The following is a 16,962-nucleotide window of genomic DNA, read 5'->3' as shown; positions in this document are numbered from 1 at the left end:
GATTGCACGTAAAATAATTCCCAACCGATTCGGGACCGGTCGGGTTTGGAACTTTGATGGTGCGGAGACCGGGCGACTTTGGCTCGTCCGGTGGAGCGCTTTAAGCGCCGGGCGCGGCGACGTCGTTGCTTTCGTGATCGTCCGATTTGTGTTCCAACAACTCACTCCGCTTTTTCAGCAAAGATTCAACCGTCCAGGTGGTGACCTGATAAGTCCAGGGCGCGAAAGTTTTTTCCTTGGTCAGTTTTTCGCGGCGCTTTTCCAGTTGCTCGGAAAATTCCTTGTCGGCCTTTGCCTTGTCTTCCGGCTTTTCGTCGGCGCCAGCGGTGCGTTCCTTCGGGAAATCGCCAGTGACGGCCACGGTCAGCAGAAAATGGTCATTGGTTTTTGTGCCGACGTTCACCGTGTAGTCGAAACCATCGAAAGTAGCGATGCGGATAACGGTGGGTTGATCCAACCCGGATTGTTCCGGCGTGAGGTTCAAGACGACGTCGGTGAAGGACGGCGACGAGAACGGATAAGTTACGCTGGACGATTTGCTGGTATCCAGCTTCTCGCCTTCCTTGAGGTCCGCCAGTTTCCATTCGCTGGTTTCACTTTCGCGCGTCAGCGTCCAGGAGTTCGTCGCTTCCGGAAAGGTGACGGAAATCTGCTTCGGCTTTTCCACCCGGAAGAAAGTTTTGTCCAGCCAATGCCCGGCGTCGGCGGTCACATCGGACAGCGGATCGGAAATTACCGCCACGCTATCCTTGGCGGCGCCCGTCTGCGCGTAACGTCCTTTGGGGAAGCCGCCCCCGCCGAAATCGTTCATCATCGAGTTGTCGCTGCTTTGGTCCATCAGCGTTTTGCCCAAGGTGAGCGATTCCAGGGATTTACCGTTGGCATCACGAAAATCCACCACGGTCGGTTCGTTTGTTCCGCTTGGCGCAAGTTCCAGGCGTGACAATTGCGACGCGCCCACTTGCTCCACCTGCACGGCTTTCAAATCCTTCAACTTGATCAGCAGGGAACTGATCTCGCTGAAACTGGCGGGATAATCGTGACGTTGCGCGACGCGCCAGACCTTGTCCTGGCGCGCAAGCAGGACCTCATTGGTCCCGTGCCGCAAGGCCAGTTGGGCGACCGCATTGACGTCGAAGTCTTTCAGTAATTTCTGGCCCGCGGCCGGCCCGCCGCCGTTCCAGGCGGCGTTTTGATTTTTCCAGCGGTTCCAGCCCCAGATCGCCAGTACGGCGACCACCACCAACAGGATGAGAAACTGTTTTTTGTTCATTTTGCGCCCGTCAATTTCCGTTTATACACCGCCAAAAAGATGCCGCCGATCACGACCCCGGCGGGCACGGCAAAAATGTTCCAGAGTGCCAGTCGGGTCTTGAGCGAATCCACTTCCCGCGCCAGGTCTTTTTTGACCGCGCGCAATTTTTTGTCCGTCTCCACGCTTTCCTTTTGCAGTTTGGCGATTTCCGCCTGCTGCTCCGGCGAAACGATGAAGCGCTGATCTTGATCGGATTTCTGCGCCTGCAACTCGTTGATGCGGTGCTGCGCCGCTTCCGCTTTTTTCTGAAGTTCGTCCACGACGCCCTGGAATTTCTGGTTCGCCTCCGCTTCCTTTTTGCGCACGACCTCGAACGGCCGGTTCAAGGAGGCGCGGCTGCGCACGCCGATGAGGTTGTTATCGCCCGTTAATTGTTCCACCGCGTTTTGTGTGAAATTCAAATTGGCGTTGAGCGACCGGCGCATCGTGCCGAAGGGCGTGGGCGTGTCTTGGATGGTGAAGCCGTCATTCACCAGGTCCGAATCGCCAATCAGAATAACCGTCGTATCCGCCTGGGATTCCTTGAGGGCGGGCGCTAGCGGCGCGGCCGGCGCGTTGGTGGCGCCGTCATGCGCCTCCGCGCTTTCCTTCGGGTCGCCATGGGGAAAAGCGGTTTTGAATTTGCCCGTCAATTTGAGCGCCAGGGTTAAATCCTTGCCGCCGGATTTGAAATCTTTCATCGCGCTTTCGGGCGAGAGATTGGCGAGGAAGCCTTCGACCAGTCCGGAATTGGGGCTGCTCTGGAGCAGAACGGTTTCCTGAAGCCCATCGGCGGGAGTGCCGGAGAACGCGCCGCCGGAGAAGTACCAGATGTTGTCAATCTGGCTGGTGATGATGTCATCCGCGTTCAGCGCTTCGCGCGTCAGCGACAACCAAGTGGGGCGTTGCGCATTGGCGTCGTTGCTATCGCCCAGCACCATTTTGTAGTTCAAATCGGCCACCACTTTCTTGTCTTCAAACGTAATGCCCCAGGCCTTGAGCAGCTTGTCCAACGTCGAACCGCCACCGCCCATCTGGCCCATCATCGGGTTTTGTTGATTGCGACTGTCCACCAGCGAATTGGCGTCGAGGAAGGCGATCAGCTTGCCGCCGCGCAGCACGAACTGGTCAATGGCGAATTGCGTTTCGTCCGTGATCCCCTTGGGATGAATGACCATGAGCAGCTTGATGTCGTCGTCAATATGGTCGGCGGTCAGCGCCACATTCTTGACCGTGAAATCCTTGCGCAACTCACCGATGAGCGCCCAAGCCGGTTGCGGGCGTTGGCCCATCTGCATCATCATCGGATTTGCGCTCCCGCCGAATACGGGCAGCGAACTCATCACTCCGATCACCGGTTTTTCCGGATGCACGACGCGGGTGATGGCGCGGGAAATATCGTATTCGAGCAACTTCTCGCGGTTCGGCGCGCAGAAGGGGATGGTCTCCTTGGCGTCGAGCTGGCTCACTGCGATGCCGAGGTAGAACGGATCGCCGCCCGGAAGTTGCGCCGCCGTCACGCCGTCCAGCCGTGCGGAATCTTCCGCGTCTGAATCCGGCTTGGGATCGTATTTTTCCAGAATGATTTTGCCTTTGGCGGCCTGTTGGTATTCGGTCAGCAAATCTTCAACCTGCTTGGCGTAGGTTTTGATGCCGGCCACCTGCGGCGTGCTGGCGGCGCTTTGCGAGTAGTAAAACCGGATTTTCACCGGCGTCTCGAGTTTGGCGAGAATGGCGCGCGTACCGGCGGATAGCGTGTAAGCTTTTTCCTGGGTCAAGTCCACGCGCTGGCGCGCGCCGGCCAGCAGGAAATTCACCATGACGAGCAGCACCGCCATCGCAATGATACCGCCGACCGAGAACAGAAATGTTTGCAGAGATTTTTTTTGCATCGAAATACCTTGGTTGCCTAGTGGCGGTGCTCGCGCAGGATGACGCTGGTTGTAAAGAGCGAGAAGCCGATGAGCGAGAGGAAGAACAACACGTCGCGCGAATCAATCACGCCTTTCGAGAAGCCGACGAAATGGGTTAAAAAGCTGAAGGAGCTGATCGCTTCAGCGATGCTCACGCCAAACAGATTTTTGAAAAACTCCAACGCGCCGCCCGTGCCGACCAACAGCAACAACGCGCACACCACCAACGAAACAATGAAGCTCACCACCTGGGCGCGGGTCATGGCCGACGTGATGCAACTGATCGCGAGATACGCGCCCGCCATCAACCAACTGCCGAGGTAAGCGGCGAAGATGACGCCGTTGTCCGGGTTGCCGAGATAGTTCACCGTGATCCACAGCGGGAACGTCAACGCCAGCGCAATGGCCAGGAACAGCCACGAGGCCAGGAATTTTCCGAGAATGGCCTGCCACGGCGTGATGGGCATGGTCATCAGCAGTTCCAAAGTGCCGACGCGGCGTTCTTCCGCCCAGAGCCGCATTCCGACCGCGGGCACGAGGAACAGATAAAACCACGGATGCCAGAAGAAGAAGGATTGGCCCAGCTCGGCCACCCCGCGTTCGTAGAAGTAGCCGAAGAAAAACGTGAACGTGCCGCACAACAGCAGAAAGATCACGATGAACACGTACGCCAACGGCGACATGAAATACGCGACCAGTTCGCGTTTGGCGATGGTTTTGATATTGCCCCAACTGTTCATAATTTCAGATGAATCGTTAAATGGTTGCAGCGTTAAAAACGTGGTGGTTGCGCGAGCGACTTGTGTGTTCGCGGCAGGGCGTTGTCACCCGGCAACGCTTTAACGATCTGACGGTGGTATTCATTCATGGTTGAAAAATTCACGCCTTCGTGTCCGGCATGGTGATGCTGCGGAATACTTCATCCAGGCGACCTTCCTCGGTGTGCAGTTCCTCGACCTGCCAGCCGCGCGTCGCCTCGATGACTTCGCGGGTGAAATCGCCGTCGCCCGCAGTGCGTGGAAACGCGGTGGCCTTGATGTGCGCACCGTTGGCCAGAATGGTGACCCGCTTGGTGGCGCGCAATTGCGTCAGCTTGTCTTTGATCACGCTTTCGGATTGTCCAACCACGCGCAAGGTGACCGCGCCGGCCCACTCGGATTTTTGCCGCAGTTGTTCCGGCGTGCCATTCGCCACGATCCGCCCGCGATCAATGATGACCGCGCGCGAACATACCGCGTCCACTTCCTCCAGGATGTGCGTGGAAAAGATGATGGCTTTCTTTTCGCCCATTTTGCGGATGAGCATGCGAATTTCGTGCTTTTGATTCGGGTCCAAACCGTCGGTGGGTTCGTCCAGGATCAACACGTCCGGATCGTGGATGATGGATTGCGCGAAACAAGTGCGATGGCGATAACCTTTGGAAAGTGTTTCGACACTTTGATGCCGCACGTTTTCGAGGAAACACAAATCCACCGCGCGGGCGACCGCCTTCCGCTTGGCTTCCCCGTGCAGCCCGCGAATTTCCGCCGCGAAACCGAGAAAGCCCTGCACCGTCATGTCGGTGTACGCCGGCGCGTTTTCGGGCAGGTACCCCATCAACCGCTTGGCGGCGAGCGGTTGCTCAACGACGTCAAAGCCGCCCACGGTTACTTTCCCCTCGGTGGGGGCGATGAAACCGGTAATCATCCGCATGGTGGTGGATTTGCCCGCGCCGTTCGGCCCGAGGAAACCCAAAACCTCACCGCGTTCCACCGCAAAAGAAATTCCGTCCACGGCGTGTTTCGTGCCGAAGACCTTCACCAAATTCTCTACTTTGATCATGGTTTGCGTCGCAAAGCTCAAACGAGCGAACGAGGGAAATAATCAGAGAAACCGCATTGGTAAAGCTGTTTTTCCAGTTGCAACCGGAGCGCTGACGATTCCCAACGACACGAATTTGACAAATTACCGGAGAATCGTTCAAAAAAATTTGGATAATCTGCCGACCCCGTCGCCAAGGCTTTTTTCGGTTGCCGGGCGGCTGGAGTGATGTTAAGCAATTGATTATGATCGCAGCCAAAATTTTCTTGAGTGCCCTGGGACTGACGTGGCTCGTCGCGTTCAACCTCGCCGCCGGGGAATTTCCGGACAGTTGGACCTGGGACAGCAAGGCGGAACTACGCGCGAAACACGCCGCTCTCGAGGGGCAGCCGATGCCATCGCTGGAGGGTTTGAGTCAGTGGCTGAACGGCGAAGTCAAGGCGTCCGAGCTTAAAGGCAAGGTCGTGATTGTGGATTTTTACGCGACCTGGTGCGGGCCGTGCATGCGGGCCATTCCGCATAATAATGAGTTGCGCAAAAAGTACGCGGGACGCGGCCTGGTGGTGATTGGAGTGTGTACTTCGAGCCGCGGCCAGGACCGTTTCGAGAGCAACGCCAAGGAGTATCGGATCGCGTATCCCGTCGCTCGTGATGCCACCCGGGCCGTGGAGAAATTGTGGCAGGTCAACTACTATCCCACCTACGCGGTCATTGATCGAAAGGGAATCCTGCGCGCCATTGGTCTTCAGCCCAATCGCGTGGAAGCCGTCGTCAAAAAACTGCTCGCGGAATCCGCGGAATGAGCGCGGCTCAAACGGGGCGGTGCTTGGGGATTCGTCCCAGGTGATAGATCAAAAAGCCGTGCAGGAATTGGCGCAGTTCCTTCACTTGCGCCAATGTCGCCTGAAGCGCGGGCAGTTCACTCCAGTCGGATTCAGTCAACGCGGCGGCCAGTTTTTGGGTGGTCGCGCTCAGGGTGGATGCTTCCAGGTTCGGTTGCAGTCCCAGCTCGGCCAGCAGCTTCAATTCAAATGCGTAAACCGTGCGGGGTTGCGGAGGTTGTTCGGGTAAATGATGCAGCAAACCGCGCAACAGGGTGTACACCCCAGGCAGCGGTGTTTCCCGTTCGGTGGCCTGCTCGCTCAGTCGGATGGCGTACGCCGCCTGTTGCAGCCAGTCGAGGTCCTGGCGCAACGCGGGGTGTGTTGCGCGCAGCTCGAGTTCCCGCAAAGTGTGCAACTCGGAACGGCGGCTGCGCGTGTAAGTGAAAGCGGCTTCGTAACCCAAATCCAGCTTGCCGGCGAACGGTGATCGCGGCCGCCGCGCCCCCTTGGCCACGGTGCTGATGCGCCCATGCTCGGCCGTGATCCAATTGACGATAAGGCTCGTCTCGGTCAGCGGTCGGGTTCGCAGAATAATGCCCGTGGCGGATTCAATCATGTGCGTGAGTGGGATGACTCACGCGACACAGCGTAATTTCACCAGCAAAATGGCTCAAGAGAAAGACGGCAGCGTTGAGTGAGCCGGTGAACTTGGCTTCGGGTTTAATCCCAAATTTTGGCGGGAATACCACTGCCATCCAGGAACGCGCCGCACTTTGGACACTTGCCCGGCGCCTTCCAGACCCGGATGTGATGTTGCTTGGCCACCGGGCAACTGAGTCGGAATTTTTTCCAGTGGAAAAGTGTGTCGCTGCCCAGGATGAGCCGGTTCAGCGCCTGGGCAAACGGCGGGGCTGGATCATCACTCGGCGCCGCGGTGAAGGGACTCGGTTTGAGCTTCCATTGCGTTAGGTTGGAAGCGGGGCTGGCCGGCACTTTTAACTTGATGACCGCATCATACAATTCGCGGCAATCAAGACAGTGAATGGTTTGCACGGCAAGGTGCGGGCCGTGATCGCGGCGGCCGGACACCGTGGCGCGATAACCGCATTTGGAACATTCAAATAAATAGGATCGTCCCATGACGCATCATTGAATCGGTCAACTTTCATCCGCGAAAACCGCCGAAGTATAAACACGGAATTGCGGGGTCGGCAATTCGTGAGCAACGCGAGCGAAGCGGCGCGGTGTTCTTCTCCGTTGACGATCAAATCGGGTATTATTAAGATCGGCATCAGAATGTGAGAGGTGACCCAAGCCGACTGGCCGCGCGGCGGTGCAATCGTCTCGGATCAGTTTCCCATCAAGTCAATCCATTCACCTAGACAACAAATCGAAAGAGCTGTTATGAAAATTTTCCGATCTTATTCCTCGTCCGCGTTGGGGCTGCTGAGTGCCCTCGCCCTGGGTGCTTTTAACGGCGCGTTCGCCGCGCCGGCGCTCTTATTGGATTTTGGCGCCACGCCCTCCACCGGTGCGGCGCGCTTGCTTGATCCCGCCCACGCGGCCGGAATCGTCCCCGCTGCGGAAGCGGAGTGGAATCAGATCGTCGCCGACACCGCGAGTTTGGTTTACAGCGATGGTTCAGCCGCTGTTGGCGTGACGTTGAATCTCGGACGCAGCTTCGCCGATGGGCCGGAGGGCAATGACATTATTGATTTTAACGACGATGGTTATTCCGTAAGCGCCTTGGGGACGGTGCTCAACTCGGGGATTTACGCCGCGGGCAGTCCGGTGCGCGACGGAATTTTTGGCGGGGCGGGAGGCACGAACAACCTCGCGCTCGGAATGCGCGTGGATGGATTGCCCGCCGGGACCTACCGCATCGTGGTGCATGGCCGGAATTCCAACACTGCTGAAATCGCAGGGCTGCGATTTTACGCCAGGACCGGGGCCAGTTCCGATACCTACGCTTTTACTTTGAGCGATCTCAACGTGGTCGTGGCCAATACCCGACCGGCCATCACCGCCGGTTTTGTGGAAGGGGATAACTTCGGGGTGATTACCATAACGATTGGCGTCGGTGAATCCCTCTTCGTGGCCAGTGAAGGCGACGTGGGGGTGGAAATGCGCGGCTTCTTCAACGCCATCGCCATCGTGCCCGCCACCGGCGATCTGCCGATTCAATTCACGCTGCAACCCGCGAGTCGGAACGTCATGCAAACCGCCACCGTCACTTTCCAAGCTGACGGTTGGGCTTCGCCTGACGTTAGCCGGCAATGGCTGTTTGAAGGATTGGAATTGGTGGAAAGCCCGGATGTCGTCGGCGTGCATGGCAATCTGTTGACGCTGCGTAACGTGACGTTGGCAAACGTCGGCAGTTACGCCTTGCGCCTCAGCAATGCGTCGGGCAGCGCCACCAGCGCGGCGGCGGTTCTCTCGGTTGTGCCCGTCCAGAACACCGAACAGATGGTCAACATCTGGAATATTCTGCCGGGGGATCGCCCTTACATTTCCACCGGCAATGCGGAACGCGGTCTCGCTTTCAACGAGTTGACCACCAATTTGCTCGTGGTGTGCCGCACGCCTTCCAACCAAGTGGTGGTATTGGACGCGCTCACGGGGGCGTATAAACATTCACTCGATTTAACCGGCGTCGCGGATGGCACGTTCGCGATCAATCATGTCGGCGTGGCCGAAGATGGCGTGGTGTATGTCGCCAATCTCACCGCCAACGCCACGTCGCCCAGCTACAAAATTTATCGCTGGGACAGTGATGCGCCGGATGTGCCCGGCTTCGCGGTGTTCTGGGGCGACCCTGGTGACCCCGTTGAGACGAACAAGCGTTATGGCGACAATTTGGCGGTGCGCGGTGCGGGTGCGGATACCCAGATACTGATTGGAACGACAACCGGGAGCAATGTCATCCTGCTCCGCACTCAAAGCGGTAACGACTTTCAAACCGAAATTCCACCGGTCGTAATCCAAGTGTCCGGCGCGGGAAATAATCTTAATGCGATCACGCTGGGACTGGCCTTTGGTCCGGGTGAAAACACCTTCTGGGCCAAGACCGGCAACGGACCGTTGTATCTGATCGAGTTCGACGCGGACGCCGGCACCGGACAGGTCCTTCACACCTACAGCGATCCGCAAATCCCCAATTCGGTCCGAGGCATTGCGACCGATACCGCCCAAAAATTCCTGGCCGGGGTGGCGTTGGAATCACCCAACGACACCGTACGCCTGTACGACATCAGCGATCTGGCCAGCGGTCCAGCCTTGAGCGATCAAGAGGCGTATTGGGTGAAGAACGACAATGGGAACGGCACCGCCGCCACCGCGGTCGGAACGAATTTTGTGTTCGCGCTCGATTCGAACAACGGGCTTAAGGCGTTTGCTTTGAATCGTAATTATACCCCGCCGGAAGTGGCCATTGTGCTGAATCCAAGCCACCAAAAAATGATGGAGGGCGCCACCGCGAATTTCACGGCGCAAGCCAGTTCGGCGGCCCCGCTTAATTATCAGTGGCGGCGTGATGGCATTGATTTGGTCAATGACGGTCGCATCAGTGGCGCCGACACCGATACTTTGGTTATCCGCAATGTCACGCTGGCCGACGCGGGTGCCTATAATTTGTTCGTCAGTAATGAGCTTGGTACGGCGACCAGCTATGCGGGAATTCTTACGGTGTCACCGACCTTCAACACCGCCCAGATGACGAACCTCTGGAATCTCGAACCCGGATCGCGGAGTTATTTGGGTGCGGCCACCGCCACGGAGCGAGGTCTGGCTTACAATCCCATTAGCGATAGTCTGCTCCTCGTCAGTCGCTTGCCCGCGGATCCGGCGCTTGTCGTATTGGATGCGCAAACTGGCGCGGAGAAGCATTTCCTCGATACCGCAGGAATCCCGGGTACGGTGGGTGGTGTGAGCCTGGGATTGAATATCGTCGGCGTTGCGGCTGATGGCGCAGTCTATGGTGGCAGCGTTACGGTGAAACCATCAACCACTCCCTTTGACCTCTACCGTTGGAGTGATGACACAGCGGCGGCAACCCGGACGCTTGTATTTAGCGGAGATCCCTTGGCGGCGGTTGAACCTGACCTGGGCTGGGGCGATGCCATGGCGGTGCGGGGTTCGGGGCCGGACACGCAGATTTTAGTGGCGCCGCGCGCCGGCACCAGCGTGGCGCTGTTGCGCACCGCTTCCGGAATGGATTTTCAGTATGAAGTGCCGCCGTTGGCGATTACCGTGACGGGCGTGGCCAGCGCCTTTGGTCAATGGGGGCTGGCGTTCGGTCCTGGTACCAATACGTTCTGGGCGAAAGGACCGCAAACGCCGACGTATTTGATTCAGTTCGACTGGGAGACGGGGCAGGGGACGGTGCTGTATTCCTACCTGAATCCCACGCCGGGAAATTTCCGTGGCATCAACGTGAGCGCGGATCAAAAATTCCTGGCCGGATTGGCAACGGACCTTTCGCCGAACGTGCAACTTTACGCGGTGGCCGATTTGAACGCCGGCCCGATTCTCCGCGATCAGGAAGTCTTTGCCACCCGTAACGCCAATATCACGCTGGGCGGGGTGGGCACCACCGCCTTTGGCGGAAACTATCTGTTTGCGCTCGATACCAACAATGGTCTCAAGGCGTTTCACATTGATCCCAATTACCAACCGCAACTGGGCGCCTTTGCCATCACCAGCATCGGGGCCAGTGGCCAGGCCGTGGTGCTTACCTGGTCGAGCGTCGCGAACCGGACCTATCAGGTTCAATCGCGGGCCACGCTCACCGAGGGATGGAGCAATCTGGGCGCGCCGATCATCGCGACTGGAGCGACGACGTCCTTTACCAACACCATTTCGGACTCCAGCCGCTTTTACCGCGTGTCCGGCCAGTAAGCCGCCACCCTCCCGAAATGAATCTGGTCCGCATCTCGAAGTTGTCGCGTCCGCGCCCGGCGGGCTTCACGTTGATTGAGCTGCTGGTGGTGATTGCCATCATCGCCATTCTCGCGGCCATGTTGTTGCCCGCCTTGTCCCGGGCCAAGGCCAAGGCGCAGGCGGCCAATTGCCTCAACAACGTCAAGCAATTGCAGCTCGCGGTTCACATGTATTCGGACGATAACCAGGACCGGCTCATCAACAACGACACCGGCGGCGCTTCCGGCATTGCGGGAACGGCGGCGGGTGCGGACGCCTGGATTCAAGGCAATGTTCAGGAATGGTCGCCCACTTACCTCGAAACCATTCGCACCGGCGTGCTCTTTCCGTATAACAAAAGCACGGGCATTTACCGTTGCCCCGCGAGCCGGGCGTTTTTGCGCGGCCTTGGCGGAAAGCTGGAGCCGCACAATCGCAGCTACGCCATTTCGGTGCAGTTGAATTGCAACGCGGGCAAGAACAACGCGTACACGCGCGTCGCCAAAAAGGTGACGGAAGTGCGGCGCTCGGCCAGCGTGTTTGATTTTGCGGAGGAGAATCAGATCAGCATTGATAACGGCGCGATTGGCGTGGAATCCCTGGCGGGGCCGGCGCAATTTTGGAATCCGCCCACCGCCCGACATAACCTCGGCGCGACCTTTTCATTTCTGGACGGGCACGCGGAAATCTGGCGTTGGCGCGGTCCCAACTTGATCCGCTTGAACCAGCAATACGGCGCGGATGATTCCCGCACCCAGCGCACTTCCTCCACCGTTAATCCCTTGAATCCCAGCCCCACCACGGCCAACGACCCTGACTACATCAAACTGGCCGAAGCCCTGCCCGAACCTTGATCCGCACCGGATACGTGGTATCTTGCCAACCATCAGTCTATCTCTTGCGCTCCCGGATTGCTTGTTTAAGCACCTTGGTTTTATCGGGATCAGCTCAAACAAGTTGGCACGCTCGATTTTTTAATATTTTCTTGTCGAGCCGGGTTGTTTTTAATAGAAGAGTTCGCAACAGAAAGCAGAAACCTATGAAACGAATTCTTAGTTCCATCGCCACTCTGTCACTGGTTGTAAATTTCGCCAGCGCACAGCAAGTTTGGATCAACGAAGTATTGACGAATCCTAACGGGTCCGACAGCAGCGCCACTACCGGAAACGAGTACTTCGAATTACGTGGAACGCCGAACATGTCCTTGGCCGGTTATTATCTGCTGAGTCTCGAAGGACAGGGGGCGGCGGCTGGAGACATCAATCAGTTTTTTGACTTGGGCTCGTTTTCACTGGGTGACAACGGGTTTCTTTTTGCACGGCAGAATAACAGTCAGTACACCTCCACTGCACCGGGAGCGACTGTGTTGCAAAACACGGCGGGACAGGGCTGGGGTTTGACCGGCGCGAGTACCGTGGGGCACAGCGGCGACGGCACCCAGGTGGATTGGGAAAATTCGGCCAGCACCATCATGTTGATCAACATTGGTAGCGGCAGCGCTCCCACACTCACCACCGATCTTGACACGGATAACGATGGGCTTCTGGATTTGCCCGCTGACTGGGTTGTGGTGGATTCCATTGGGATCATGGATGGGGCTAGTGCTGCTGCTGGCGATTGGTCCTATGGCGCCATTACCTTCCGTGCCGCGTTTCCTGACGGTAATTATCTGGGGCAAAGCACTTATGGTAACATCATTGACGTTCCGGGGGCGCCGCCCACTACAGCGGGAGCATTTTATGTGGGGCGCATTGGGGACTCTACCGGCTCCACGGCGGGTGATTGGTTTGGCGCCAACCTGACTGGTAGTGCTAATGATCCTCTCAATATCACTTTCCTGTACGCAAGTGATGAGCGGTTCGTCGGACTCACACTTCCCGATATGATTTTCGGAGGTGCAAATCCTATTCCTGAACCTGGTTCGCTGGCACTGTTGGCGTTGGGCGGTTTGGGACTCCTCTTGCGCCGCCGGGACCATTGTGTTCGGTGAAATTTAAGGCTTTGCCGGCGGAACTGGATCGGCGGATCGAGCGAGCACCACATTCATCCGGTAAATCCCCCGCCTCCGTGCTGGCGTTTGCGCTGGAAGCCGTTGGAGGCTGAAATGGCTGTCTCCCCGTGTCACCCATTGAAATGCGGTGGTGACGTCGCGGATTCATCTGATTCTTATGCGCGACGTGCGTCGCGTGCAGCTGAGGTGCTTCAGGCCGCGGTCTGCTCATGACGGCATGATAAGCACTTCTCCCCAGGGCGTCGAGGAACGCGATTGAACCATTTCTTTTTCAATCAAGCGAAGAGTACCGCTCGGAATTGAAGTGCGGCTTCGTTAAAACCTTTCCGGCTCATGCAAACCCAGGTTCCGGAAAAAACATCCGAAGTGCATGGCGAAGCATTTTTGCGTTCGCTGATGCGCAAACAACTCAAACTCTCCATCACCTGCGCCCTCGCGTTCCTGCTGGTCGTGTTGGGAATGCCGCTGGCGAATTATCTGGCGCCGGAATTGATGGCCACCCGCATCCTGGGTTTTACCTTGAGCTGGTTTTTGTTGGGCATCGGTTTCTTTCCCGCCGTGTGGATCATTTCGTTTTATTTCATCCGCCGCTCAATTGCGTTGGAGGAGGAGGAAGTGAAAGAAGTCAGCCACAGAGACACTGAGCCACGGAGATGAAGAATTCGCTTTGGCTTTTATACTCTGCACCTCTGTGACTCTGTGGCAAAACCATCATGAACATTGACTATTACATCCTCGCCTTCAGCGCCATCACGGTCGTCGTAACGATTGGGATGGGTTTCTGGGCGGCGAAGCAAGCCCGCACCGCCAGTGATTTCTTCGTGGCGGGTCGCAGCGTCAGCGTGGGTTGGAACGCCAGCGCGATTTCGGGGTTGGCTCTCCAAAATTTTGGCCAGACGGGTTGCGGGCGTTGACGGGTGTGCATTGAGAGTTGAATGGGCCGCGCGTTTTATCTAAGGTGAGCAGGTCGTCCCGACGGGAGTAGCGCTGCGCAAAAGCTGCTGCCAACCAGAAAATTTAATATGAAACGAGCTTTGAATCTGTGGCTGGGGTCGCTGGCCTTGACGCCGGTGTTGCTATTTTTGATCACCGGTTGTAATCCGTCCGGCGGTGGCAAAGGGGATGTGATCAAAATTGGCGAGTTCGCGTCCCTGACGGGCAAAGAGGCGACGTTTGGTCAGTCGTCGCACGAAGGCACCGTGCTGGCCATCGAGGAAATCAACGCGGCGGGCGGCGTGCTGGGCAAGCAAATCGAATTGTTGACCGAGGACACACAATCCAAGGCGGGGGAGCCGGCGACGGTGGTCAACAAGCTGATTTCGCGCGATGGCGTGGTTGGTGTTTTGGGCGAGGTCGCATCGAGTCGTTCGCTGGAAGCCGCGCCCATTTGCCAGCAGAACAAAATTCCGATGGTCTCGCCTTCCTCCACCAATCCCAAGGTGACGGAGGTGGGCGATTACATTTTCCGCGTGTGTTTCATTGATCCGTTCCAAGGCACGGTGATGGCCAACTTCGCCACGCGGACGTTGCACGCGACGCGCGTGGCCATTTTCACCGACGTGAAGAGCGATTACAGCAAGGGGCTGGCAAAATTTTTCAAGGATCAATTCCTCAAGAACGGCGGACAGGTCGTGGCGGAACTGGATTTCAACGGTGGCGACAAGGATTTCAAAGGGCAATTGACGGCGATCAAAGCGGCCAATCCCGAGGCGGTTTTTGTGCCGGGCTATTACACGGACGCGGCGCTGATTGCCATTCAGGCCAAGCAACTCGGGTTGAACGTGCCGCTGCTGGGCGGCGACGGTTGGGAATCGGAAAAACTCACCGAGATCGGCAAGGAAGCCGTGGAGGGCGATTATTTTTCCACGCATTACAGCGCCGAGGTGGGGAGCGAAATGAGCAAGGCGTTCGTGGCGAATTATCAGCAGCGCTGGAAGGGCAAGCGGCCCGATGCGCTGGCGGCGTGTGGTTATGATTCGGCGCTGGTTCTGGTGGACGCCATCAAGCGGGCCGGTTCGACGGATGGCGCCAAAGTGCGGGACGCGCTCGCCGCCACCAGGGATTTCAAGGCGGTGACCGGCACCATCACCATCAACGCGCAACGCGACGCCTCGAAGTCCGCCGTGATTCTGACCATCCAGGACGGCAAATACAAATACTTGGAAACGATTGAGCCGTAAGCCATTCTTGCGCCGGACTTTGACCGACGCGAAATGACGGAATTTCTCCAGCAACTCATCAATGGTCTGGCGTTGGGCGCCATTTACGCCCTCATTGCGCTGGGCTACACGATGGTGTACGGCATTCTGCGGTTCATTAATTTCGCCCACGGCGATGTGTTCATGCTGGGCGCGTTTGCGGGTTTGTTTCTCACGCCGGTGGTCCAACGTTTCTTTCCGCCGCAATCCTATCTCGGCGGCATCGTGGTGCTGCTGCTGGCCATGGCTATTTGCGCCGGACTCGGAATCTTGATTGAAATGCTGGCGTACCGCCCGCTGCGCAATCGTCCCAAATTGACCGTGCTCATCACGGCCATCGGCGTGTCGCTGTTCATCGAATACACCTGCCAGCACCGATTGGTGTTCGGCGCCGCGCCGCGCAAGTTTCCCGACTTGATTCCGGTGACGACCTGGAACGTGGATCAACTCGTCATCAGCTCCACGCAGGTCATTGTGTTTGTCACCACGATCTTATTGCTGATCATGCTTCGTTTCATCGTGCAAAAAACGCGCATGGGCACGGCCATGCGGGCGGTTTCCTTCAACGAACAAGCCGCGGCGCTGATGGGCGTCAACATCAACTCCATCATTTCGTTCACGTTCGGATTGGGCTCGGCGTTGGCGGCGGCGGGCGGAATTTTATTTGCCATGAGCTATTCAAGCATTGATCCGCTCATGGGTGTGCAGACCGGATTGAAAGCGTTCGTGGCCGCCGTGGTGGGCGGGATCGGCAATCTGCCGGGAGCCGCGTTGGGCGGCATTTTGATTGGCGTGATCGAAACGTTTGCGGGCGGGATTCCGGGGTTATCCAATTACCGCGACGGCATCGCGTTCACCATTTTGATCGTGGTGCTGATCTTCCGCCCCACCGGACTGCTCAGCAAACCGCAGGTGGAAAAAGTGTAAGGCGATGCGACCCAATCCAACATTTCACCGCGTGCGTAATGAGACGAGGCTCGGTCGCACAGTTCAGTGGTGGGGCAGCATAACGGCGACGGCATGAAATCAGGCGCGAAAAGATATCTGCTACTCGCGCTGCTGGCCGCCGTGGTGGTTTCTTTTTTCTCGGCTTACTTTAATCGCTATTACCTCGGGGTGACGATTGATGTGGGCATCAACATCATCCTGGCGGTCAGTTTGAATTTGATCAACGGACACACCGGCCAGTTCAGTCTGGGCCACGCGGGTTTCATGGCCGTGGGCGGATACATCGCGGCCAAGTTCAGTTTAATGTTGTCGCCAGCCCTGCCGCCTTGGGCGCAGCCATTGATCTTCGGGGCGGGATTACTCTTGGGCGGTTCGGTTGCGGCGCTGACCGGACTGGCGGTGGGGGTGCCGACGTTGCGGTTGTATGGCGATTACCTTGCCATCGTCACGCTGGGTTTTGGTGAAATCATCCGCGTTATTTTCCAAACCTCCGAAACCTTCGGCGCGGCCACCGGACTGACCGGCATTCCGAACTGGACCAATTTTGGCTGGGCGTGGGGCAGCGCGGCCATCTGTGTTTTTGTGGTTACGTGTCTGGTCAACTCAACCTACGGTCGCGGTTTCATTGCCGTGAACGACGACGAAATTGCCGCCAGCGCCAGCGGCGTCAATCCCGTCCGCTACAAAGTGACCGCCTTCGTCATCGGCGCGTTTTTTGCCGGGATCGCGGGCGGACTCTATGCGCATCACAAATCGTTTCTGTCCCCCACCGGCTTCGATTTCATGAAGTCCATTGACATCGTGGTCATGGTGATTTTAGGCGGGATGGGGCGCACCGTTGGCGTGATCATCGCCGCGATTTTGCTGACCTTGTTGCCCGAGTATCTGCGCGAATTTTCTGATTACCGGATGATTCTCTATGCGCTGCTCATCATCATCATCATGATCACCCGGCCGCAAGGGTTGTTCACTTTTGGGTTCAAAGTAAGAAATTCCAAATGAGAAATTCCAACGCCAATTCAGTCGCCGCCCCTAAACCCGTTTAACGTCGCGCTTT

15 protein-coding genes are annotated in these 16,962 nt (G+C 57.5%); 9 read left to right on the top strand and 6 right to left on the bottom strand.

The annotated features are described in order from the left end of the window. Positions 1-100: 100 nt before the first annotated feature. The 4 genes from M9920_02380 to M9920_02365 form a co-directional block, all read right to left on the bottom strand. The gene (locus M9920_02380; protein MCO5051135.1) at positions 101-1,273 is read right to left on the bottom strand and encodes a DUF4340 domain-containing protein; all 1,173 of its coding nucleotides are present in this window, start codon (positions 1,271-1,273) and stop codon (positions 101-103) included. Further along, positions 1,270-3,186, bottom strand: coding sequence for a Gldg family protein (locus M9920_02375; protein ID MCO5051134.1), 1,917 nt, complete (start codon positions 3,184-3,186; stop codon positions 1,270-1,272). The genes M9920_02380 and M9920_02375 overlap by 4 nt, the downstream gene beginning before the upstream one ends. 17 nt (positions 3,187-3,203) lie before the next feature. Next, positions 3,204-3,947: an ABC transporter permease gene (locus M9920_02370; GenBank protein ID MCO5051133.1), complete on the bottom strand. Its 744-nt coding sequence runs from the start codon at positions 3,945-3,947 to the stop codon at positions 3,204-3,206. A gap of 139 nt (positions 3,948-4,086) precedes the next feature. Continuing rightward, positions 4,087-5,028 carry an ATP-binding cassette domain-containing protein gene (locus tag M9920_02365; protein MCO5051132.1) on the bottom strand — a complete coding sequence of 314 codons (942 nt, stop codon included), beginning with the start codon at positions 5,026-5,028 and terminating at the stop codon, positions 4,087-4,089. Positions 5,029-5,252: 224 nt separating this feature from the next. Here M9920_02365 and M9920_02360 point away from each other — a divergent pair, with 224 nt between their 5' ends. Continuing rightward, complete coding sequence (locus M9920_02360) at positions 5,253-5,810, top strand: TlpA family protein disulfide reductase (protein MCO5051131.1); 558 nt, start codon at positions 5,253-5,255, stop codon at positions 5,808-5,810. A gap of 7 nt (positions 5,811-5,817) precedes the next feature. On the opposite strand, the gene recO is transcribed toward M9920_02360, so the two are convergent. Together recO and M9920_02350 are read right to left on the bottom strand one after the other, a co-directional pair. Further along, a complete protein-coding gene (gene recO, locus M9920_02355; GenBank protein MCO5051130.1) occupies positions 5,818-6,447 on the bottom strand; it encodes a DNA repair protein RecO in 630 nt (209 codons plus the stop codon). A gap of 104 nt (positions 6,448-6,551) precedes the next feature. Then, positions 6,552-6,971 carry a hypothetical protein gene (locus M9920_02350; GenBank protein MCO5051129.1) on the bottom strand — a complete coding sequence of 140 codons (420 nt, stop codon included), beginning with the start codon at positions 6,969-6,971 and terminating at the stop codon, positions 6,552-6,554. Between the two features lie 264 nt (positions 6,972-7,235). Between M9920_02350 and M9920_02345 the strand changes: the two genes are divergently transcribed. From M9920_02345 to M9920_02310, 8 genes are all read left to right on the top strand, one after another. Next, positions 7,236-10,727 (top strand): DUF4623 domain-containing protein, encoded by a 3,492-nt coding sequence (locus M9920_02345; GenBank protein MCO5051128.1) that lies wholly within the window; start codon positions 7,236-7,238, stop codon positions 10,725-10,727. A 17-nt stretch (positions 10,728-10,744) separates the two neighbouring features. Further along, positions 10,745-11,602 carry a prepilin-type N-terminal cleavage/methylation domain-containing protein gene (locus M9920_02340; GenBank protein MCO5051127.1) on the top strand — a complete coding sequence of 286 codons (858 nt, stop codon included), beginning with the start codon at positions 10,745-10,747 and terminating at the stop codon, positions 11,600-11,602. A 185-nt stretch (positions 11,603-11,787) separates the two neighbouring features. Next, positions 11,788-12,738, top strand: coding sequence for a PEP-CTERM sorting domain-containing protein (locus tag M9920_02335; protein ID MCO5051126.1), 951 nt, complete (start codon positions 11,788-11,790; stop codon positions 12,736-12,738). A gap of 354 nt (positions 12,739-13,092) precedes the next feature. After that, on the top strand, positions 13,093-13,416 hold the full coding sequence (locus M9920_02330; protein ID MCO5051125.1) for a DUF485 domain-containing protein: 324 nt from the start codon (positions 13,093-13,095) through the stop codon (positions 13,414-13,416). Positions 13,417-13,472: 56 nt separating this feature from the next. Next, the gene (locus tag M9920_02325) at positions 13,473-13,673 is read left to right on the top strand and encodes a hypothetical protein (protein ID MCO5051124.1); all 201 of its coding nucleotides are present in this window, start codon (positions 13,473-13,475) and stop codon (positions 13,671-13,673) included. Positions 13,674-13,781: 108 nt separating this feature from the next. Beyond that, positions 13,782-14,939, top strand: coding sequence for an ABC transporter substrate-binding protein (locus M9920_02320; protein MCO5051123.1), 1,158 nt, complete (start codon positions 13,782-13,784; stop codon positions 14,937-14,939). Between the two features lie 33 nt (positions 14,940-14,972). After that, a complete protein-coding gene (locus M9920_02315; protein ID MCO5051122.1) occupies positions 14,973-15,884 on the top strand; it encodes a branched-chain amino acid ABC transporter permease in 912 nt (303 codons plus the stop codon). Between the two features lie 93 nt (positions 15,885-15,977). Then, a complete protein-coding gene (locus M9920_02310; GenBank protein MCO5051121.1) occupies positions 15,978-16,907 on the top strand; it encodes a branched-chain amino acid ABC transporter permease in 930 nt (309 codons plus the stop codon). Positions 16,908-16,962 lie beyond the last annotated feature (55 nt).

The organism is Verrucomicrobiia bacterium (genome assembly GCA_023953615.1).
GTDB lineage: Bacteria > Verrucomicrobiota > Verrucomicrobiia > Limisphaerales > JADLHS01 > JADLHS01.
Note: the sequence above shows the minus strand (reverse complement) of the source record. Positions and strands in the feature narration are given on the sequence as shown.